The organism is Vibrio sinensis (assembly GCF_003605645.1).
Classification (GTDB): domain Bacteria; phylum Pseudomonadota; class Gammaproteobacteria; order Enterobacterales; family Vibrionaceae; genus Vibrio; species Vibrio sinensis.
The window spans coordinates 1-19970 of the sequence record NZ_QVMU01000042.1; the positions used below are offsets into that span (position 1 = coordinate 1).

A 19970-nucleotide genomic window follows, 5' to 3' on the forward strand; every position below is an offset into this window, starting at 1 on the left:
GATACCGCCGTCCATCTGTGCAGCACCAGTGATCATGTTTTTAACATAATCCGCGTGTCCTGGACAGTCTACGTGTGCGTAGTGACGTGATGGAGTGTCGTACTCTACGTGAGAAGTAGAGATTGTGATACCGCGCTCGCGCTCTTCTGGAGCGTTATCGATAGATGCGAAGTCACGTGCTGAACCGCCGTATACTTTAGATAGAGTAGTACAGATTGCAGCTGTTAGAGTAGTTTTACCGTGGTCAACGTGGCCGATAGTACCAACGTTTACGTGCGGTTTTACGCGTTCAAATTTTTCTTTAGACACGATCGTGTTCCTTCCTAGTTATGATTCGCCGTGATCATTATTGATCTCGACGCGCCAGAATTTGCCATTTTATGCGCCAACGTTCGTCAGCGCAATATTTGGACGCATTGATCTCGAAAAAAAGTCGTAGACTTTTACGAACAATACAATTAATTAATAGCCACGTTCCGACATAATTGCTTCTGCAAAATTCTTCGGTACTTCCGCATACTCATGGAATTCCATAGAGTAAGACGCACGACCTTGAGTAGCAGAACGTAGATCAGTTGCATAACCAAACATTTGAGAAAGAGGTACTTGAGCTCGGATGATCTTAAGACCAGCGTTGCCCTCATCCATACCTTCGATCATGCCGCGGCGACGGTTAAGATCACCTACAACATCACCCATCCAATCTTCAGGAGTGGTTACTTCAACTTTCATCATAGGCTCAAGAATAACTGGGTTCGCTTCAAGCGAACCTTTCCTGAATGCCATTGAACCAGCGATTTTAAACGCCATTTCGCTTGAATCGACATCATGGTAAGAACCATCAAATAGCGTTGCTTTGATATCCAATACAGGATAACCAGCTAATACACCGCTATTCATTTGTTCTTCGATACCTTTCGCTACTGAGCTAATAAACTCTTTAGGAACAGAACCGCCCACAATTTCATCGACAAAGACAAAACCTTCACCCAGTTCAGCAGGTTCAAGTTTGATCCATACATGACCGTATTGACCACGACCGCCAGATTGACGAACGAACTTGCCTTCCACTTCCGCAGAACCACGAATGGTTTCACGGTAAGCAACCTGAGGTTTACCAACGTTGCAATCAACGCTGAATTCACGTTTCATACGGTCAACGATGATATCAAGGTGAAGTTCACCCATACCTGAGATCAGAGTCTGACCTGTCTCGTCGTCCGTTTCCACGCGGAAAGAAGGATCTTCTGCAGCTAGTTTACCTAGCGCGATACCCATCTTATCTTGATCGGCTTGAGAGCGAGGTTCTACTGCGATCTGAATAACTGGCTCTGGGAATTCCATACGCTCTAGAATCACTTTGTGGTTCTGGTCGCACAGAGTTTCACCTGTCGTTACATCTTTCAGACCAATCGCAGCAGCAATATCGCCTGCTCGAATTTCTTTCACTTCTTCACGTTTGTTAGCATGCATCTGTACGATACGGCCAAAACGCTCGCGCTTTTCTTTCACTGAGTTGTAAACAGCATCACCTGAGTTTACGACACCAGAATAAACACGCATGAAAGTTAACGTACCCACAAATGGGTCCGTTGCAATTTTGAACGCTAATGCTGAGAATGGTTCGTTATCGTCTGCATGACGCTCTACTTCATTTCCATTGTCGTCGATACCTTTAATTGCAGGAACATCAACTGGAGATGGTAGGTATTCAACCACTGCATCAAGTACCGCTTGTACACCTTTATTTTTGAACGCACTACCACAAGTGGCTAGTACGATTTCGTTATTAAGTGTACGAGTACGAAGACCGTGTTTAATCTCAGCTTCGGTAAGCTCACCTTCTTCAAGGTACTTATCCATAAGCTCTTCGTTAGCTTCAGCTGCTGATTCAACTAGGTTGTTACGCCATTCCTCTGCAAGCTCTAACATGTCTTCTGGAATATCGTCGTAATCAAACGACATGCCTTGGTCGGCGTCATTCCAGTTGATCATTTTCATCTTGATTAGGTCGATAACACCTTTGAAATCTTCTTCTGCACCAACATTAAGTTGGATCGGAACAGGGTTCGCACCAAGACGGTTTTTAATTTGGTCGACAACACGCAAGAAGTCTGCGCCTGTGCGGTCCATTTTGTTGACAAATACTAGGCGAGGCACTTGGTATTTATCAGCTTGACGCCATACAGTTTCAGACTGAGGTTCAACACCAGATGAGCCACAGAACACAACAACTGCACCATCAAGCACGCGAAGAGAACGTTCAACTTCAATCGTGAAGTCAACGTGTCCAGGTGTATCAATGATGTTTACGCGGTGATCTTGGAATTGTGCTTCCATACCACGCCAAAAAGTCGTTGTTGCAGCAGAAGTGATCGTGATACCACGTTCTTGTTCTTGCTCCATCCAGTCCATAGTAGCAGCGCCATCATGAACTTCGCCGATTTTATGAGAAAGACCGGTATAGAACAGAATACGTTCAGTTGTGGTGGTTTTACCTGCATCTACGTGCGCACAGATACCGATATTACGGTAGCGCTCAATAGGAGTTTTACGGGCCACGGTTGAATCCTCTTAACTTAGGGACTATTGCTAAATTCAAAGCTGAAAATACTCAGGCCCTAGATATAGCAATAGTTCCTAGCATATGCATAGGAACTAAAGAAGTGCTGCAGGGATTCCCGCAGCACTGAAAGGTATTACCAACGGTAATGTGCGAATGCTTTGTTAGCATCAGCCATGCGGTGAACGTCTTCACGTTTCTTAACCGCAGTACCTTTGTTTTCTGACGCGTCTAGCATTTCAGCAGCTAGGCGTGCAGCCATAGATTTTTCACCACGCTTACGCGCAGCTTCAACTACCCAACGCATAGCAAGTGCGTTACGGCGAACCGGACGAACTTCTACAGGTACTTGGTAAGTTGAACCACCTACACGGCGAGATTTAACTTCTACCGCTGGGCGAATGTTTTCAAGAGCTTCTTCAAATACAGCTAAGTGATCTTTACCAGATTTCTCAGCCATAGTGTCTAGTGCAGTGTAAACAATTTTCTCTGCAGTAGATTTTTTACCGTCAACCATAAGAATGTTAACGAATTTTGCCAGCAATTCAGATTTGAATTTAGGATCTGGAAGGATCTTACGCTGACCAATAACGCGACGACGTGGCATGGATATTCTCCGTTGTCTTTTTCAGGTTATCCAAAACTTTTCAGTTTCTTCAAAATTTAATAATTTAGTGTTTGGCCTTACTTAACGGAATCCATTAAGACTTAGGACGTTTAACACCGTACTTAGAACGAGCCTGTTTACGGTCGTTTACGCCTGCACAGTCAAGTGCACCACGGATTGTGTGGTAACGTACACCCGGAAGGTCTTTTACACGACCGCCACGGATTAGAACAACACTGTGCTCTTGAAGGTTGTGACCTTCACCGCCGATGTACGAAGTCACTTCGAAGCCGTTCGTTAGACGAACACGACATACTTTACGAAGTGCTGAGTTAGGTTTTTTAGGTGTAGTAGTGTAAACACGAGTACATACACCACGTTTTTGTGGGCACGCTTCTAGTGCTGGCACGTTGCTTTTAACAACTTGCTTTGCACGAGGCTTGCGTACCAACTGGTTAATAGTTGCCATTAACTAGCTCCTGAATTACTTGAAAGTAAGCTTTGTGAAAAATCTAGCCCTATTTGCCAGTGGCAGTTAGGGACGCAAAATTCTATGCAGCAGTGAGAGGTGTGTCAAGAAATATACAGATCTTTTTTGTACAACGAGTGTTTCGTCGCGTGAAAAAAGGGGGCATTAGCAAAAATATGCTATTCCCAAGTTAAGGATTTATCGTAATAAGCCGTCAACTGGACAAATTGTTCATAATCGACAACCGTCAGTGAGGGACTAACACGATTCATCATTGCACGCGCCTGTGCGTCGTTTTTAAGAACGCTACACTTCATTGACTTAATAATTGGAAATACGGGGTGATGGCTGTTAGCTGCGTATACAGCCTCTTCTGTTAGAAGAATTTCGTCATTGGCTGAAAACATCGCTGCCACTTGGGCAATTTGCTGTAAAGACTTTAAAATATGTAACATGATGTTCTCTTAAAATGTCAAAATTTTTCCAGCTTGCTGAAGCACATCGCGAATCTGTTCGTATGAAGAACGTTCAGCATCAATAATTAGATCGGCTTGGGTTAGCCCGCGTTCTGTTAATGAGGTTTGGCACACATAGACCTGTTCAATATCATACAACTCAAATAGCTTAAGCATTGGGGCATAATCTTTACAAAGTATGCTATCCGCTTGCTGGCCAAGTAAGAGCTGATACACGCCATCTCCCATGAAAATGACGCTAATGTCTTCGCTGTATGCTGATGCCGCTAATAATGCATCAACGCCCTCACGACCTGAACTCGATGAGTGTGGCGCACTGGTAAATAAATACGTTAGTTGACTCAAAACTGTATCACTCTATCTTGAGTTAGCATCGCCTCAGCGAGGCTACCCAGACCGGCTTGCGTAAAGCCATCGGCCAAATTACATTGAGGTAGTGAATGTAGTTTGGCTTCTTCTGAACTAACGATACCTCGGCGTAAAGCCGCTGCAACACAGGTTTCAAGGCGAATGTTGTGCTCTTTAGCTAAAGACTGCCATGCTTTAACAAGATCAAACTCATCATTCGCAGGCACACTCAAAGCGGTGGCATTACTAACACCATCTTGATAGAAGAATACACTCACTAATTTATGACCTTGTTCAATCAACGCTAACGCAAATTGATAAGCACTACGAGCGGATTGACGACCATAAACCGGACTATTGACGACCAAGGTGTAAGTTAAAGAACTCAATCCTCTCCATCCTCAGTTTTACGCTGACGAATATAAAGGTAGACTGTATGCTTCGAAATATTCAGGCGGTCTGCAACACGATTGATCGCATCTTTGATATCAAAAATTCCTTTGTCATACAGTTCCATAACTATCTGGCGATTTTTGGTATTGTTGGACACTGTCTTATCACCATTAATCTCTTCAATGGTGCGTTCAACTGTCTGATCCACCAGCTCTTCCACATCACTAGCAAAGTTGACTGATGATGCAGCATCTTTCGCTTCTTCACTCGGCATAAAAGATTGAAGAATTTGTGAAAATGGCGCATCCAAATTAACGTTGATACACAACAAGCCAATTACACGATTTTCACCATTTCGAATCGCAACGGTGATAGATTTCATCAAAACGCCACCTTTCGCTCTAGTAAAATAAGAGCGTGAAAAGTTACGTTCTGAACGTTCGATGTCTTTGAGCATTTTCAATGCCAGATCTGTGATTGGCGATCCTACTTGACGACCTGTATTTTCACCATTAGCAATTTTAATAGCTGAAGTATTCAAGTCTTCTAATGAGTGAAGAACGATTTCACAAAAAGGTCCAATAAGGCTTGCAATACCGTCTACCACTGCCTCATAAGATCTGAGGATAATTTTATCGTGCTCACTGAATGGTTTAACCGTGACCGATTCCATTTCGAGCAGCATATCCATGTTTAAAGTTTCTGTAGTTGTCACTTAATTTAGCCTTCGAGCGAAAAATCAACAAATCTCTGTAAGTTTATCAGAAAATTTGAATATACACCTAGCAAAGCCGCCAACAAGTGATTTAGAACAAATATTTACCACTAGTATGCAATAGATGGCAGAGTGAAAAACAAAAAAGCCTGACATAGTCAGGCCTTTTAATTATGCATAGTGCTTATTGAGCAGCTTGAGCATCGTTACCGACTTTCAACAACTCAACTTCAAATACTAGCGTTGAGTTAGCTGGAATTGTTGGTGTGTCTTGAGTACCGTAAGCAAGCTCTGGTGGAATAACAAACTTGAACTTAGATCCTACTGGCATTAACTGTACGCCCTCTGTCCAGCCTGGGATGACTCGGTTCAATGGGAACGCAGCTGGTTCGCCACGATCGTAAGAACTGTCAAATTGAGTGCCATCGATTAAAGTACCTTTGTAATTTACTTCAACAGTATCTGTACTCTTTGGCTTTTTGCCCTCAGCAGGAGTCAGTACTTGGTACATCAAACCAGAGTCAGTCGTTACAACACCCTCTTGCTTAGCAAATTCAGCTCGGAAATCATCACCCGCTTTCTTCGCTTGCGCCGATGCTTCTTCTACTTTCTTTTGCATCGTTTCTGCAACGCGCTTATCCAATGCTTCGAGTGCTAGACGAGTCTCTTCTTCGTTCAAGCCAGGCTTACCTGCAAAGACATCTTCGATACCTTTCAAAACCATATCTTTGTTCAATGTAATGCCGATTTCATTAGGCTTATCTAAACTTGCACTCAAGTAGTTAGCAAATGAAACACCGATCGCGTAAGCTGCTTTATCATCTTCAGTTGCAAAGTTAACTGCTTCTGCTGATTCAGTTTGAACTTGCTCTACAGCTGGTGCCTTTTCTACTTTTGGCTCTTCTTCTTTTTGGCAGCCAACGGCTAACATCACTGTCGCCGCAAGCAGTGACACTTTAAACACTGATTTCATTGAATTCTCCAATTATGGGTAACCTTTTGATCTTCGCACACATTTGTTATAGAAAAACTGGTGCACATAAGCATGTTGTACCAATATAACTAATATGCGTATGAAAACACGAAAACCAAGTGGATATTTGAACTTGATGCGTATAATTTTTAGCACCTTATTTTCTATCTTTGTCATTACAGCGTTAAATGGCTGTTTTTTCTACTCTGATAATGAAAAACGTTGGGATCTCGAACCCAAGGGTACCACCAGTTTTGCGCTAAGCAGAGATGCTCGCTTCGCGCTGCTTTACTCTAAGCAACACCATTTAGTGTTATGGGACCTAGAGAATTCACAAAAATTAGCCGAACTCGGCGCACAAGATCCTCAAGAGAGCACCGTCTCTCGTATCCGTATTTCAGATAATGGCCGATATGCCATCACAGCAAGCCAAGACAATTTTGCCGTTTGGGATCTCGCTTGGACTCAAGCTGAAGGTTTGTGGTCCATTTCTGATGGCCAGATTCGAGATGTGGACATAGCGAACAATGGCGAACAAGTTTTGCTCGGACTCTCAAATGGTAAAGCAATCTACGTCAATTTAGTCACCGGAAGAAGAATGGAGTTCCTTGCTCACCAAGAAAAAGTCAACTCTGTTGCTTTATCACCTAATGGTCGTTTTGCGCTATCGGGAGGCAATGATCATAAAGCGAATTTTTGGGACACTAAAACAGGACAAATTCTCGCAACATTTGAACATGAACAACGCGTCAACCGAGTCGCTTTACAACGTGATGGGAAATACGCTTTTTCTTCAGATGGTGGCAATCAAGCGGACGTCTGGGATTTACGAACAGGGCAATCCATCTCTCAATTGAAGAGCTTTTCTCGTCAGTTAATTTTCTCGACTGCTCGCTTCTCAGATGATGGCAAGTTTCTCGTCACGGGTACGCCATCAAGTCGAGTTATGGTGTGGGATACGCAATCAGGAAAACGTGTAGATAGCTTTGAAGTCGATGCATTAAAAGATACACGCCCTCCCCGTGCTGTAGTGTATGATGCGGCCTTTGATGAACATAATCGAGTGATTACGGGAAGTTCTGCCGGTATTGCTCAAGCTTGGAAACTGGATTAAAACGTCATGAGCGAAAAGCAATTACACAAACTAGAAGATCGCATCAATGACTTGGAATGCCAATTAGCATTTCAAGAACAAACGATTGATGCTTTAAATGATGCGCTGAGCCAGCAGCAACTGCTTATCAGCACAATGAAAGACCAAATGAAGTACGTGGTTGGAAAAGTAAAGAACATGGATAATTCCAATCTTGCTGATCCATCAGAAGAAACACCACCTCCTCACTATTAAGTCACGCAGTAAGCGATGACGAGCCCCGTAACAACCAGACACCCACCTACTCTTCTTAATTGGTTATCTGGTTGTTGGCTCAACTGAGCAACCATATTACGCCAACCATTAGGGGCAATTAACGGCCCTAACCCCTCGACGACCAAAACCAAACCAAACGCTAACCAAATTGAATCCGACATTCACTTTCTCTTTGTTAATTGTTGATGCTAAAACTGCTTTGCATTGAACCAATGCCTATCGACATTTCTTGAATCTTGTACCAGTAAAAACAACAAAGGCTCCTATATCTAGGAGCCTTTGATTTAACTATTTTCGATTACTTCGCAGGAAGACCTTTCGAATTATTCATGTATTGGAAGAATTCGCTGTTAGGATCTAACACCAAGATATCACTCTTCTCACTAAATGACTTCTCGTAGGCTCTCAGTGAGCGTAAGAAACTGAAGAACTCTGGATCCTTGCTGTATGCATCAGAATAGGTTCTTGCTGCTTCTGCATCAGCAGTACCGCGCGTAACACGAGCCGTTTTATCGGCTTCAGCCAGCACTGTCGCAACTTCAAGTTCAGCTTGAGCACGGATGACTTCGGCTTTTTCACGACCTTGAGAACGGAATTTTCTTGCTACTGACTCACGCTCTGCTCGCATACGCTTGTAGATAGAGTCACTAATGTTGTCTGGTAAGTTGATTTTCTTCATTCGGAAATCAACAATTTGCACACCTAAGTCATCCATTGCACTTTGGCGAGAACCATTCAATACATTAGACATGATGACATCACGTTCACCATCAATCTCTAAAGCTTCTTTTGCTGCTTCAGTTGTTGCCACGTTATCGATGTTACCGTCAGCAGGCAGTACATCTTTATTACGTGGACCTGACACAATTTGCTTAATTTCACGAGAACCGATTTCAGAACGCAAAAGGTCTGTTACCTTACGCTCTAATAGCGTTTCAGCTGTCAGCGTATTGCCGCCACCTGTTGCAAGGTAATATTGACCAAAATCTTCGATACGCCATTTTACGTACGTATCAATGATTACGTCTTTTTTCTCTGATGTTACAAAACGGTCCGAACGGCCATCCATTGTTTGAATACGTGCATCTAATGTTTTCACACTATCAAACAGTGGCATTTTAAAATGCAAACCCGGCTCGTAGATACGTGCAATCTCGTTATTGTCTTTCAATACTCGACCAAAACGAATTACGATGCCACGCTCTCCCTCTGGAATCACAAACATTGACATCAGCATAAGAGCTAAAGCAACAACCAGTACAGGGATCATTAACTTACGCATTATTAGTATCTCCCTTGGCGCGAATCAGATGAACGAGATGAATTGTCTACTGGTGTAACTTGTTTAGACTCAAGCTCAATTTGGTCGTAAGCAGAGGTTGATTTCGTACTACGTTTAGTTTGAGTTGAACCATCTTGACCAGCTAACTTATCAATCGGTAAATACAACAGGTTGCCACTCGATTCAGAATCAATCAGCACTTTCGAGGTATTTGAATAAACTTCTTCCATCGTATCTAAATACAAACGGTCACGAGTTACTTTCGGTGCCGATTGATACTCTGGTAATAGTTTTTCAAACTGAGCTACTTGACCTAGCGCTTCGTTAGTTACGCGTTCAGAGTAACCTAATGCTTCTTTCTTCAGACGTTCTGCACGACCCGTAGCTTTAGGCAAGATATCGTTGCGGTAAGCTTCTGCTTCACGCTCAAAACGTTCCGCATCCTCACGAGCCGCAATAGCATCATCAAACGCATCTTTTACCTGTTCAGGTGGACGTGCTGATTGGAAGTTCACATCAACAATCACTAAGCCCATATCATAGTTATCAATGATACTGTTCAGCGTTTCTTGTGTATTTTGACGAATTTGCTGACGACCACTCGTTAGAATGCTATCCATTAGAGAGTCACCAATAACAGCACGTAGCGCAGAATCTGTTGCTTGGCGTAAGCTGTCATCCGCATTCGTTACACGGTAAAGGTATTTATATGGGTCAGCAACACGGTACTGAACATCCATACCTACCGTAACAACGTTTTCATCTTTAGTTAGCATCGTACCAGAAGCACGAAGCGAACGGATTGCTTGAACGTTAACAGCGGTAACTTCGTCGATAAATCGAGGACGCCAGTTTAGACCAGGATCGACCACGCGATCGTACTTGCCTAAACGAAGAACGACGCCGCGTTCAGCTTCGCCAATGGTATAGAAGCCAGAGATAAACCAAGCGACTACGAGTACCGCTGTGATGAGACCCAGCCCAATAGCTCCGCCTCCACCAATTGACGGACCTTTTCCGCCTTTATTGCCAAATTTGCCACCTAGTTTTTGACTCAGTTTATTGAAGACTTCGTCTAAGTCCGGCGGCCCTTGATCACGGCCACCCTTGTTACCACGATTATTATTACCCCATGGGTCATTATCGCGGCCTTTGTCGCCGTTATTATTACCAGGCTCATTCCACGCCATTAGAAAGCTCCATCATTTGATATGACGTTATACTGTAGCAGTCATTTAAGTAACTATAAAGTCACGTAAAACTGCCCCTTCTCTTTTTTCAAGTCTAGACCAATCTACCTGTTGCATGCGGACATTTATCAACAAGTTACCATCTTGATCATATTCTTCTCGTTGAATACATTTCATTTGGAAGAAAACACTACGGAAGCGCCCTTGATACTCAGGTGCAATCTGTAGTTGATATTGAACCATTTCGCTTGCTAAGCGCTCAGTCAACGCTTCAAAAAGCAATTCAATACCAAGTCCTTCCATTGCAGAGACCCAGACCGCACGAGGAATTCCCTCATCGTCTCGTTCTATGCGAGGAGTTTGACTCTCGAGATTATCTATTTTGTTCATGACGATAAGAGATGGCACCTCATGGGCATCAATCTCTAGCAATACATCATCTACAGCACGAATATTCTCACGAAAACGGTCATCACTAGCATCAACAACATGTAACAAAATGTCAGCTTCTTGCGTTTCTTTTAACGTTGCCTTAAAAGCAGCAACAAGATCATGGGGAAGATGACGTATAAATCCTACTGTATCTGCTAATACCGCAGGTCCAACATCAGAAAGTTCGATTTTTCTAAGTGTCGGATCTAATGTCGCGAAAAGCTGATCGGCTGCGTATACCCCTGCTTCAGTGATACGGTTAAATAACGTAGATTTCCCTGCGTTGGTATAACCGACTAATGAAATAGTGGGAATTTCCGCTCGGTTTCTAGCTCGGCGACCTTGTTCACGTTGCTTGGCTACTTTGTCTAAGCGACGCAATATCGTTTTAATTCGTTCACGCAATAAACGTCGGTCTGTTTCGAGCTGTGTTTCACCTGGTCCACGTAAACCGATCCCACCTTTTTGTCGCTCAAGGTGGGTCCAACCACGAATCAATCGAGTAGAGATATGTCGCAGTTGAGCAAGCTCTACCTGCAATTTACCCTCATGAGTTCTGGCACGTTGAGCAAAGATATCAAGTATCAAACCAGTACGATCTAATACACGACATTTACACAACATTTCGAGATTACGTTCTTGGGCAGGTGAAAGGGCGTGGTTAAAAATAACCACATCAGCACCAGCTAACTGCACCGCTTGAGCAATTTCCTGAGCTTTACCCTCTCCGACATAGTATTTAGGATGCGGGGAACGACGGCTGCCCGTAACAACTTCTAAAGCAGCCACACCCGCTGAAGATACCAGCATTTCAAATTCACTGAGATCTTCACATTCCCCTTCTTGCGCGAAGTTGATATGAACAAGTACGGCCCGCTCACCGGCTTCATAACGGTCAAACAAGCATCAACTCCTTAAAGTAATACTAATGCTCGTACGCAGAGAATTAATCTTCTGATTTCTCTGGACGATCTCCATTTTGAGGACGCTCACCGCTGTGATGACTTACAGGACGAGCAGGTACTACTGTAGAGATAGCATGTTTATAAACCATTTGGTTCACAGTGTTTTTCAGCAAGATCACAAATTGATCAAAAGATTCAATCTGACCTTGTAGCTTAATGCCATTTACTAGGTAGATTGATACTGGGATACGTTCACGACGTAATGCGTTTAAGAATGGGTCTTGTAAAGACTGCCCCTTAGCCATTTTATTTTCCTTATTTGTAATTATGTTCTAGTTATTTAGCTAGTGGTGTACCACGTTTAGGTGCGCTTATGCATCTGAAGCTAAATGTATAAAAAACACCCTGTTATTACCTGTTATGACGTCTTTGCGCCCAAATTTCAAGTAACAGATCCTTTACAGAGTACATTCACGCAAAAGCGATCACATTATACACAGCGAAAAGCATCTCATGCTATTGCATTCGATAGGGTTTCTAGTGACTGTTCAATGTTCTCACTATCTAACCAAGTTAAATTATCCCAGCTGCGTAACCAGGTAATTTGTCGCTTGGCCAATTGACGAGTTGCACATACACCTCGAAAAACTGCGTCGTCTAATGAACAATCTCCATCCAAGTAATCCCACATCTGTCGGTAACCGACACAACGAATGGATGGTAGATCAGCATGAAGATCTTCTCGCGCATAAAGCGCTTTGACTTCTTCTTCAAAACCAGATTTGATCATTTTATCAAAACGAAGTTCTATTCGGCGATGCAACTCAGCCCTTTCCTTGGGGGCTATTGCAAATTGCTTAACTCTAAACGGCAATTCTTCGCCTTTTATTTGAGTAAGCTCAGTAAGAGTTTTACCTGAAATCCGGTAAACTTCCAATGCCCTAGACAATCTTTGTGGGTCATTAGGATGGATTCTCTCAGCAGAGATCGGATCTACATCACGTAATTGTTCATGAAGTACTTTCCATCCCAATATTTCCGCTTCCTGCTCGATTTGCTTTCGCACTTCAGGATCTGCAGCCGGCAATGGTGATAATCCTTCTAACAATGCTTTGTAGTAAAGCATTGTTCCACCGACTAATAATGGAATCTTACCCTCAGCAACAATCGCGTTCATTTCTTTCAACGCATCACGACGAAAATCCGCAGCCGAATAAGATTCGGAAGGATCTAAAATATCAATGAGACGATGAGGAGCTAATGCCAATTCATGTTCATCTGGTTTTGCGGTGCCAATATCCATACCTTTATAAATTAAGGCTGAATCAACAGAAATGATTTCAATTGGATATTTTTGGCGTAAACGTATTGCTAAGTCAGTTTTACCTGATGCGGTAGGCCCCATCAAAAACAGGGCTAAAGGTAGTTCATTAGTCATAAAGTCAAAGCTGCAATAGTGGCAGAAAAATCTATCGATCGGACAAATGTACGATCCTGTAAAGGTAGCTGTCCTTGCCACAAAAGTTCAAGTTCAGCAATAATTTGAATCGCTTCTGACAAAGTGTAGTCGCTTTTCACTTGAGTAATTTGGTTAGCCAACCATTTTGACAATTCCTTGGTACTCAGATTCGGATTACTTTGCAAGTGGCAAACAGCGTAAGATAACAGATCCGGAATTAACTGTTGTAAGTTTTGTTGACGCAAGGGTTGAGGCACACCCATAACCATCAATGCTTTATTAGGTCGAAGCTTAGTTTCAATGCCCAATTGATTCAACATCGCCTGATAAGTTTGGCTAATTTGAATCTGATCTTCATCGAGTTTCAACGACAAAGGTACGAGTAAAGGCTGACTCTTCAAGCTTTCATTGGTTACGGTTAATTGCCCATAGACACGCAACCACTCAGCGCGTGCCAATGACAATAAATGAGCCCCTTGCTTATCACCTAGCAGTACATAACGCCCATCAACAATACAAATCGCTTTGCCTAAGACCTTTAATTCATCACTTAGTTGCACTTGCTGCTGAGGTATATCTTGATCAAATTGTTGTGATGTTTGCTGGTGTGATAGTTGCTGAGAAGAGGGTTGTTGAGAATGCGCTCGAACGCTCTGCTGAGATTGGCGAACTGCGAATTCAATATCGTCTTTTGGCACCTCTGGTGTCGTTAACAATGCCTTATATGCCGTTAACTCTTGATGGCTAGGTGATGATTTTGCTTGATATGGCACCGAGCTATTCTGGCGTTGATGACTAATTCGTTCATGATTCACATTAGCTTCACGGCCAATATTCTCCTCACGATCAATATTCTCTGCACGTTCAGAGGGGGTTTGACGCCCCGAATTGTTCCATTCATTTTTAACGACACGCTCACCAATCTGATCAGAAGAATACTCACTGGTTTGTTTACCTGGGTAACTCGGCGTATTCTCGATCGCTTGATAAACTCGCTCAGGGACATTGCCACCTCGAGATGAACTCTGATCTTCTGATTGAGATGATTGCGCATGGTGGAAAGCTGATTTGCTGGTACTTGGCTTATCAATCGAGGCACTTTGGACTAAAGCATCACTTAATGCCTGATAAATAAAATCATGCACTAATCGAGCTTGATGAAAACGAACTTCATGTTTTGCAGGATGAACATTCACATCAACCTGATGGGGATCTATCTCAATAAACAAAACATAGGTGGCAAATTGCTCAGCTCTCAAACTCGTCTCATAGCTTTGACGAATAGCATGATTAATAAGCTTGTCACGCATCATGCGTCCATTAACATAGCAGTATTGCAGATCACTTTGCTGACGAGCACCATCAGGTGTAGTGATCCATCCATGTAATTTTAACCCTTGATGTTCAAGCTCAATTTTTAGCATATGACGAACAAAGTTATTGCCACAAACAGTGGCAATACGCTTTTCAGCTTGGGCGTCGGTTTTCGACGCTCGGTATTGCTTAATCAACTTGCCGTTATGTCGTAAATTGATGGTCACATCAAATCGGCTTAAAGCAATTCGTTTGATCAGCTCATCGATATGTGCAAACTCTGTTTTTTCCGTGCGAAGAAACTTACGACGTGCAGGGGTATTGAAGAAAAGATCCACCACTTCAACCGAAGTGCCTATCGGGTGAGCACTCGGTTGCAGTTTTACCTGCATATCTCGACCTTCACTATGGGCAGCCCAAGCTTGCTCCTGCGTCGCAGGACGAGAAGTCAGTGTTAAACGAGAAACCGAACTGATACTTGCTAAGGCTTCGCCACGAAACCCAAGACTCATGATCGCTTCAAGATCATCTAGAGTATGGATCTTAGACGTTGCATGACGGCTAAGTGCTAACCCAAGCTCTTCTTTGTCGATGCCCTTTCCGTTATCACGGACTCGGATTAGCTTAGCGCCCCCCTTTTCGATATCAATATCAATACGGGTAGCGCCAGAATCCAAGCTATTTTCTACCAACTCTTTTACAACAGAAGCCGGTCTCTCAACCACTTCACCTGCCGCAATTTGGTTTGCCAGCCGAGCTGGAAGAATTTTTATTGTCATATCAGGCACAACACCATTTATTACTTGAAAAATAGTTATTAGTTGAAGAAATAGTTACTGGGCAAATTCATTTCTTCTAAAAACTAGTTACTTGGAATAATCAAAATCTGATTCACGGCTAAAGAATCTGAGCGTAGACGATTAGCTTCACGAATACTGCTTACAGTGACACCATATTTCCCAGCAATCTTTCCTAAAAACTCACCTTTTTTCACAGTATGTTTCCGTACAGGGAGATTCTTGATATCCACCGTAATTTTGAGTTTTTGCCCCAACTTCAATGTATCGCTTCTCAAATTATTTTGACGCTTAATACTCGAAACGGAAACCTTATACTTACTGGCTATTTTCCCAAGATAATCACCCCGCTGAACAACATGTACAACCGTTTTTGTCGCGATTGACGGAGTTGCTAGCGACGGTGGAGAAGTCTTGGTTGTTGATGCAACTTTAGCCCCTGGAATCGTCAGTACTTGACCAATTGCCAAGCTCGAACTCTTCAACTTATTCGCCTGCATGATTGCTTTCGTCGATGTGCGATACTTCTTAGCAATCAGAGATAACGATTCACCACGCGTGACCTTGTGTTTAATCGCTTTGCCTCGATTGGCAAATAAAGTTCCCTCTGGCGGATTACTTTCAAAATACTGCACAATGGCTTTGGCAATCGCTTTTGCCAGTTTGTCTTGGTGACTTCTTTGGAATAGTAATCGCTCTTCTGAAGGATTTGATATAAACCCAGTCTCAACAAGAACGGATGGTATATCTGGTGATTTTAAAACCGCCAAACTCGCATTAACGGGCTCTTTCTTATGCAAATGTGCCACTTTACCCATTTCACGAAGAATATCTTTAGCAACGTTGTAGCCCTCTTTTTGCGAGTGACTAAACTGCAGATCGAGTAAGGTTTGACTGACATTTTTATCATTATTATTTTTTGCAAGTACTTCGCCTGCACCACCTAACAGTTGCGACTGCTGCTCATGGTTTTCAACCCATCGAGAGATCTCAGTATTAGCTCGGCGAGTATTCAGAACAAAGACAGAACCACCTCGAGGCTTCGGTGAGTGGAACGCATCTGCGTGAACCGAGACCAATAGGTGCGCTTTATTTTTCCGTGCGATCTGCGAACGTTTGTTCAAATTGACATAGTAATCACCACGACGCGTCAGTACCGCTTTCATCCCCGGAATTGCATTGATTTGATCGGCTATTTTCTTAGATATCGCGAGAGTCGCATGTTTCTCATATTTTCTAGATGGACCGATAGAGCCAGGATCTTCCCCGCCATGTCCAGCGTCAATGGCGACCACAATATCGTCTGTCCCCAGTAACTGAGAAACGTCACGACTGACTGTTCCGGTCGGTTTAGATACCGATTTAGCGGGTACCGTTGAAGATTGTTCTCCATGGGAGAAATCAATAACTAAACGGTGACCATATTGCCCACCAGGTGTGGGCGCTAACTTAAAGACCTGAGCGGTAGATTTCTTTTTGAGTTCAAACACCAAGCGGTATGTCCCCTTTTCAGGAGGTGAACTCTTACGGACTTTTGTCAGCACCGGGCTATCTTTAACAACCACTGGTAATTTGGTTTTAAGCGTCGTCTGCTTAAGATCTACGACAACACGTTCTGGGCTCGATAATGTAAAATAACTGTACTGAGCCTCAGAAGTTAGATCGATCACAACACGAGTCTCGTCTGGAGACGGCCATACGCGTAACCCCTCCAATGCATTCGCCCATACCAGACTCGGAATGAAAAATAATGTGAACGTTAGTGCGAGCGTAAACGCTCGAAATGACTGAGAGATCAACATAACTCCAACTGGTTAAGTAATTGCTGGCCATAATTATTGTTTGCCACAAGATGCGCAACTCGTTGCTCACCATGGTAGCGTAATTCAATATCCATATCAGCGGCTGGCAGCATGCCTACCCCTTTTTCTGGCCATTCAACTAAGCAAATCGCATCAGAAGTAAAGTAATCTCGGATCCCCATGAATTCCAGCTCTTCAGGATCAGCCAAGCGGTAAAGATCGAAATGATATACCTGCCACTTATCTAACTGATAGGGCTCAACCAAGGTATAAGTTGGACTCTTTACATTTCCAATGTGGCCTAGTGCTCTAACAAAACCACGGCTAAATGTAGTTTTTCCTGCTCCAAGATCACCATGTAAATAGATGGTGGTCTGCTGAGAGCACAAATTTGCTAGCGCCGTTCCTAGCTGAATCGTTGCTTGCTCATCTATAAGGGCGAATTCTTTCATGCTCATGAGTAGTGTTCTCTAAATTGGCGGGTTTATTTACCCTGTAGGGACTATATAAAAATCAAAAGAAACGGAATAGTAAACTGGGTTGGAAATGGGAGACAAGCTCTCTTCTGTAAGTAAAACGAAAAATATAAAATTATTGATGATATTTTCAACGCTTGTTAGCTAGATCCCAACTATAAGATCTTGTAAGATCCGCCCCCTTTCCGTTAGAGCGCAGCATGATGAACTATCAAAAACTTGCCGATGATATAAAAATCTGGGCCAAAGAACTTGGTTTCCAAAAAGTCGGTATCTGTGACGTTGATTTAAGCGAACATGAAGCGCCGCTCCAGCAATGGCTAGATAATGGCTACCATGGCAGCATGGATTGGATGGCACGACACGGTATGATGCGTGCTCGTCCTGATGAGCTACTGCCAGGCACAATCCGAGTTATTAGTGCTCGAATGGATTACTTACCACCAGAAGCGCACTTTGCTCGTAATCTATCAGATCCGACTCAAGGCTATATTAGCCGCTATGCTCTTGGCCGTGATTATCATAAATTGATCCGTAATCAACTTAAAAAACTCGCTGAACGTATTGAACAGGAAGCAGGGAAATACAGTTTTCGTCCCTTTGTCGATTCCGCTCCTATCTTAGAACGTCCTTTAGCTCAAAAATCTGGACTAGGATGGACAGGAAAACATTCACTCATTCTAGACAAAGAATGTGGTTCTTGGTTTTTCCTTGGCGAATTATTGATTGATCTTCCTCTGCCAACTGATAAGCCGAGTGAGGACCAATGTGGTAAATGCACTTCTTGCATAACATCATGTCCAACCAATGCCATTCTATCTGATGGCATTATTGATGCGAGAAAATGCATCTCTTATTTAACTATTGAATATGACGGTATTATTCCAGAAGAGTTCCGACGTTCAATGGGAAATCGTATTTATGGTTGTGATGATTGCCAGCTTGTTTGTCCGTGGAACCGATATGCCGATTTGACGAAGCAATCTGATTTTCATCGAAGAGAGTCTCTTCAACAACCCGATCTCTTACAGATGTTCATGTGGGATGAAGCTTATTTCCTAAAACATATGGAAGGTTCTGCCATTCGACGAATTGGTCACCAGCAATGGTTAAGAAACATCGCTATTGCTATCGGTAACGCTCCCTACTCATACGCATTCGTTGAAGCGCTGGAAAGCCGAAAAGGGATAAGTGAATTGTTAGATGTACATCTTAACTGGGCTATTGAGCAACAGACAGCCCAACTTCATACAAGCCTGACTAAAGACAACAAAAAGGAAAGACTCATTCGAGTAATTGAAAAAGGCCTACCAAGGGATGCCTAGAATAAAAATGGTCGAGATAAACAAAGTAATTATTTGAATTAACTCTAAGATTTTAGATGTGGAAAAATAATTCATCCACTCACATCAAAGGTGATTCAATAAAAGTTAATCACAATATAGAGAAATGACTAGGATCAAAAAAACAGCACTTAACGATCCATATATTGAATAGTGATCAGTCAAAAAATAAGAGCAAACCCCTTTATTATCATTGCGTTACACAGCAATGATAAAAAATCACAATGTTCGATTCTAACGAAAAGATCTTTACTTTATCTATTTATACATAGCTAAAAATCAGCTTATACACCAACTTATCCACAATATAAATATGTGGATAACTCTGTTAACTATTCTTGATAACTTAGATAAAATAAGGCCTACCTGTACTGATACTAAGTTTATAAAAAAACCTGCAATCAGAGGTATCCATACTCTCACTCTTAAATAAGATGAGTAGAATCTATATGGGGTTTTATGCTTCGCAGCATTAGGAAAGAGCAATGGCTAATTGTAAGCCAGAGGAACGGAGAGCAGCATTATTATGCAGTTCCGTCGTAACCAATACCTATGTATTAATTACCGTTTGAAATTGACTGAGAGAGCCTAATTTGAACTTCTATTGCCGTTAAGCTACAGGTTCGTATCACTCTATTTTACGTCAATATTGTATCTGGAAGTTCACCTACCATTTTATTTCTTAAAAATAAAAATCCCTGCAAACTCGTCCTTTATTATAAGGAGCAAAATTCATCATTATGACAATGATTGAATTTCAATTTGCTAGGGATTCATTTTTAGTGCGACATACAATACTACGGTTTACCGAGTTCTGTATGTGTTTCTAATAAGAAATAGAAACGGTGTATAAGCTCAGTTCTCACTAAATAAGATAAAGAATCAAGTTATACGGTTTTCCATTTAAAATTGGAGCGACACATCGGGTTCGAACCGATGACCTCAACCTTGGCAAGGTTGCGCTCTACCAACTGAGCTAGTGTCGCATGAATAATCGCTAAAGCAATTACTCTTAATGTGGTTGCGGGAGCAGGATTTGAACCTACGACCTTCGGGT

Annotated in this window: 21 protein-coding genes and 1 tRNA gene; 3 read left to right on the forward strand and 19 right to left on the reverse strand. The window is 42.6% G+C overall.

What is annotated here, in order from left to right; translation table 11 throughout:
* The 9 genes from DZ860_RS22815 to fkpA form a co-directional block, all read right to left on the reverse strand.
* The coding region (locus DZ860_RS22815) for a GTP-binding protein (protein ID WP_243641906.1) at positions 1-309 on the reverse strand (309 nt) is incomplete at its 3' end.
* Positions 310-462: 153 nt separating this feature from the next.
* Positions 463-2562: an elongation factor G gene (fusA, locus tag DZ860_RS22820; protein WP_120035530.1), complete on the reverse strand. Its 2100-nt coding sequence runs from the start codon at positions 2560-2562 to the stop codon at positions 463-465.
* 137 nt (positions 2563-2699) lie between these two features.
* Complete coding sequence (rpsG, locus tag DZ860_RS22825) at positions 2700-3170, reverse strand: 30S ribosomal protein S7 (RefSeq protein ID WP_120035532.1); 471 nt, start codon at positions 3168-3170, stop codon at positions 2700-2702.
* A 94-nt stretch (positions 3171-3264) separates the two neighbouring features.
* Positions 3265-3639 (reverse strand): 30S ribosomal protein S12, encoded by a 375-nt coding sequence (gene rpsL / locus DZ860_RS22830; RefSeq protein ID WP_120035534.1) that lies wholly within the window; start codon positions 3637-3639, stop codon positions 3265-3267.
* A gap of 179 nt (positions 3640-3818) precedes the next feature.
* Positions 3819-4094, reverse strand: coding sequence for a sulfurtransferase complex subunit TusB (gene tusB / locus DZ860_RS22835; RefSeq protein ID WP_120035536.1), 276 nt, complete (start codon positions 4092-4094; stop codon positions 3819-3821).
* Positions 4095-4103: 9 nt separating this feature from the next.
* Positions 4104-4460 carry a sulfurtransferase complex subunit TusC gene (gene tusC, locus DZ860_RS22840; RefSeq protein ID WP_120035538.1) on the reverse strand — a complete coding sequence of 119 codons (357 nt, stop codon included), beginning with the start codon at positions 4458-4460 and terminating at the stop codon, positions 4104-4106.
* On the reverse strand, positions 4457-4852 hold the full coding sequence (tusD, locus tag DZ860_RS22845; RefSeq protein ID WP_120035540.1) for a sulfurtransferase complex subunit TusD: 396 nt from the start codon (positions 4850-4852) through the stop codon (positions 4457-4459). The genes tusC and tusD overlap by 4 nt, the downstream gene beginning before the upstream one ends.
* Positions 4849-5571 carry a helix-turn-helix transcriptional regulator gene (locus DZ860_RS22850; protein WP_120035542.1) on the reverse strand — a complete coding sequence of 241 codons (723 nt, stop codon included), beginning with the start codon at positions 5569-5571 and terminating at the stop codon, positions 4849-4851. The genes tusD and DZ860_RS22850 overlap by 4 nt, the downstream gene beginning before the upstream one ends.
* A 184-nt stretch (positions 5572-5755) precedes the next feature.
* Positions 5756-6544, reverse strand: a complete 789-nt coding sequence (gene fkpA / locus DZ860_RS22855) for an FKBP-type peptidyl-prolyl cis-trans isomerase (RefSeq protein WP_120035544.1) — start codon at positions 6542-6544, stop codon at positions 5756-5758.
* A gap of 136 nt (positions 6545-6680) precedes the next feature.
* Between fkpA and DZ860_RS22860 the strand changes: the two genes are divergently transcribed.
* Positions 6681-7658 carry a WD40 repeat domain-containing protein gene (locus DZ860_RS22860; protein ID WP_120035546.1) on the forward strand — a complete coding sequence of 326 codons (978 nt, stop codon included), beginning with the start codon at positions 6681-6683 and terminating at the stop codon, positions 7656-7658.
* Between the two features lie 6 nt (positions 7659-7664).
* Positions 7665-7892, forward strand: coding sequence for a SlyX family protein (locus DZ860_RS22865; RefSeq protein ID WP_120035548.1), 228 nt, complete (start codon positions 7665-7667; stop codon positions 7890-7892).
* On the opposite strand, the gene DZ860_RS22870 is transcribed toward DZ860_RS22865, so the two are convergent.
* The 9 genes from DZ860_RS22870 to tsaE form a co-directional block, all read right to left on the reverse strand.
* On the reverse strand, positions 7889-8074 hold the full coding sequence (locus DZ860_RS22870) for a DUF2065 domain-containing protein (protein WP_120035550.1): 186 nt from the start codon (positions 8072-8074) through the stop codon (positions 7889-7891). The two genes, DZ860_RS22865 and DZ860_RS22870, sit on opposite strands and share 4 nt — an antisense overlap.
* Before the next feature lie 137 nt (positions 8075-8211).
* Entirely contained in the window at positions 8212-9195 is a 984-nt protein-coding gene (gene hflC / locus DZ860_RS22875; protein WP_120035552.1) for a protease modulator HflC, read from the reverse strand.
* 2 nt (positions 9196-9197) lie between these two features.
* Positions 9198-10385, reverse strand: a complete 1188-nt coding sequence (gene hflK, locus DZ860_RS22880) for an FtsH protease activity modulator HflK (protein ID WP_120035554.1) — start codon at positions 10383-10385, stop codon at positions 9198-9200.
* A gap of 45 nt (positions 10386-10430) precedes the next feature.
* Entirely contained in the window at positions 10431-11720 is a 1290-nt protein-coding gene (gene hflX, locus DZ860_RS22885) for a ribosome rescue GTPase HflX (RefSeq protein WP_120035556.1), read from the reverse strand.
* A 43-nt stretch (positions 11721-11763) separates the two neighbouring features.
* A complete protein-coding gene (gene hfq, locus DZ860_RS22890; RefSeq protein WP_120035558.1) occupies positions 11764-12027 on the reverse strand; it encodes an RNA chaperone Hfq in 264 nt (87 codons plus the stop codon).
* A 206-nt stretch (positions 12028-12233) separates the two neighbouring features.
* Positions 12234-13160, reverse strand: a complete 927-nt coding sequence (miaA, locus tag DZ860_RS22895; protein ID WP_120035560.1) for a tRNA (adenosine(37)-N6)-dimethylallyltransferase MiaA — start codon at positions 13158-13160, stop codon at positions 12234-12236.
* On the reverse strand, positions 13157-15274 hold the full coding sequence (gene mutL / locus DZ860_RS22900; RefSeq protein ID WP_120035561.1) for a DNA mismatch repair endonuclease MutL: 2118 nt from the start codon (positions 15272-15274) through the stop codon (positions 13157-13159). Before mutL ends, miaA begins: the two co-directional genes overlap by 4 nt.
* Positions 15275-15357: 83 nt before the next feature.
* Positions 15358-17094: a LysM peptidoglycan-binding domain-containing protein gene (locus DZ860_RS22905; protein ID WP_120035563.1), complete on the reverse strand. Its 1737-nt coding sequence runs from the start codon at positions 17092-17094 to the stop codon at positions 15358-15360.
* Positions 17088-17552, reverse strand: a complete 465-nt coding sequence (gene tsaE / locus DZ860_RS22910; RefSeq protein WP_120035565.1) for a tRNA (adenosine(37)-N6)-threonylcarbamoyltransferase complex ATPase subunit type 1 TsaE — start codon at positions 17550-17552, stop codon at positions 17088-17090. The genes DZ860_RS22905 and tsaE overlap by 7 nt, the downstream gene beginning before the upstream one ends.
* 221 nt (positions 17553-17773) lie before the next feature.
* On the opposite strand from tsaE, the gene queG reads away from it, so the two are divergent.
* Positions 17774-18895 carry a tRNA epoxyqueuosine(34) reductase QueG gene (gene queG / locus DZ860_RS22915; RefSeq protein ID WP_120035567.1) on the forward strand — a complete coding sequence of 374 codons (1122 nt, stop codon included), beginning with the start codon at positions 17774-17776 and terminating at the stop codon, positions 18893-18895.
* Positions 18896-19823: 928 nt separating this feature from the next.
* Here queG and DZ860_RS22920 read toward each other — a convergent pair.
* A tRNA-Gly gene (locus DZ860_RS22920) sits at positions 19824-19899 on the reverse strand.
* Positions 19900-19970 lie beyond the last annotated feature (71 nt).

Excerpts from the sequence above, each read along its gene's own strand:
- rpsG (WP_120035532.1), bottom strand. The coding sequence starts at position 3,170 with ATGCCACGTCGTCGCGTTATTGGTCAGCGTAAGATCCTTCCAGATCCT.
- rpsL (WP_120035534.1), bottom strand. The coding sequence starts at position 3,639 with ATGGCAACTATTAACCAGTTGGTACGCAAGCCTCGTGCAAAGCAAGTT.
- tusB (WP_120035536.1), bottom strand. The coding sequence starts at position 4,094 with ATGTTACATATTTTAAAGTCTTTACAGCAAATTGCCCAAGTGGCAGCG.
- fkpA (WP_120035544.1), bottom strand. The coding sequence starts at position 6,544 with ATGAAATCAGTGTTTAAAGTGTCACTGCTTGCGGCGACAGTGATGTTA.
- DZ860_RS22860 (WP_120035546.1), top strand. The coding sequence starts at position 6,681 with ATGCGTATAATTTTTAGCACCTTATTTTCTATCTTTGTCATTACAGCG.
- DZ860_RS22865 (WP_120035548.1), top strand. The coding sequence starts at position 7,665 with ATGAGCGAAAAGCAATTACACAAACTAGAAGATCGCATCAATGACTTG.
- DZ860_RS22870 (WP_120035550.1), bottom strand. The coding sequence starts at position 8,074 with ATGTCGGATTCAATTTGGTTAGCGTTTGGTTTGGTTTTGGTCGTCGAG.
- hflC (WP_120035552.1), bottom strand. The coding sequence starts at position 9,195 with ATGCGTAAGTTAATGATCCCTGTACTGGTTGTTGCTTTAGCTCTTATG.
- hflK (WP_120035554.1), bottom strand. The coding sequence starts at position 10,385 with ATGGCGTGGAATGAGCCTGGTAATAATAACGGCGACAAAGGCCGCGAT.
- hfq (WP_120035558.1), bottom strand. The coding sequence starts at position 12,027 with ATGGCTAAGGGGCAGTCTTTACAAGACCCATTCTTAAACGCATTACGT.
- miaA (WP_120035560.1), bottom strand. The coding sequence starts at position 13,160 with ATGACTAATGAACTACCTTTAGCCCTGTTTTTGATGGGGCCTACCGCA.
- mutL (WP_120035561.1), bottom strand. The coding sequence starts at position 15,274 with ATGACAATAAAAATTCTTCCAGCTCGGCTGGCAAACCAAATTGCGGCA.
- DZ860_RS22905 (WP_120035563.1), bottom strand. The coding sequence starts at position 17,094 with ATGTTGATCTCTCAGTCATTTCGAGCGTTTACGCTCGCACTAACGTTC.
- tsaE (WP_120035565.1), bottom strand. The coding sequence starts at position 17,552 with ATGAGCATGAAAGAATTCGCCCTTATAGATGAGCAAGCAACGATTCAG.
- queG (WP_120035567.1), top strand. The coding sequence starts at position 17,774 with ATGAACTATCAAAAACTTGCCGATGATATAAAAATCTGGGCCAAAGAA.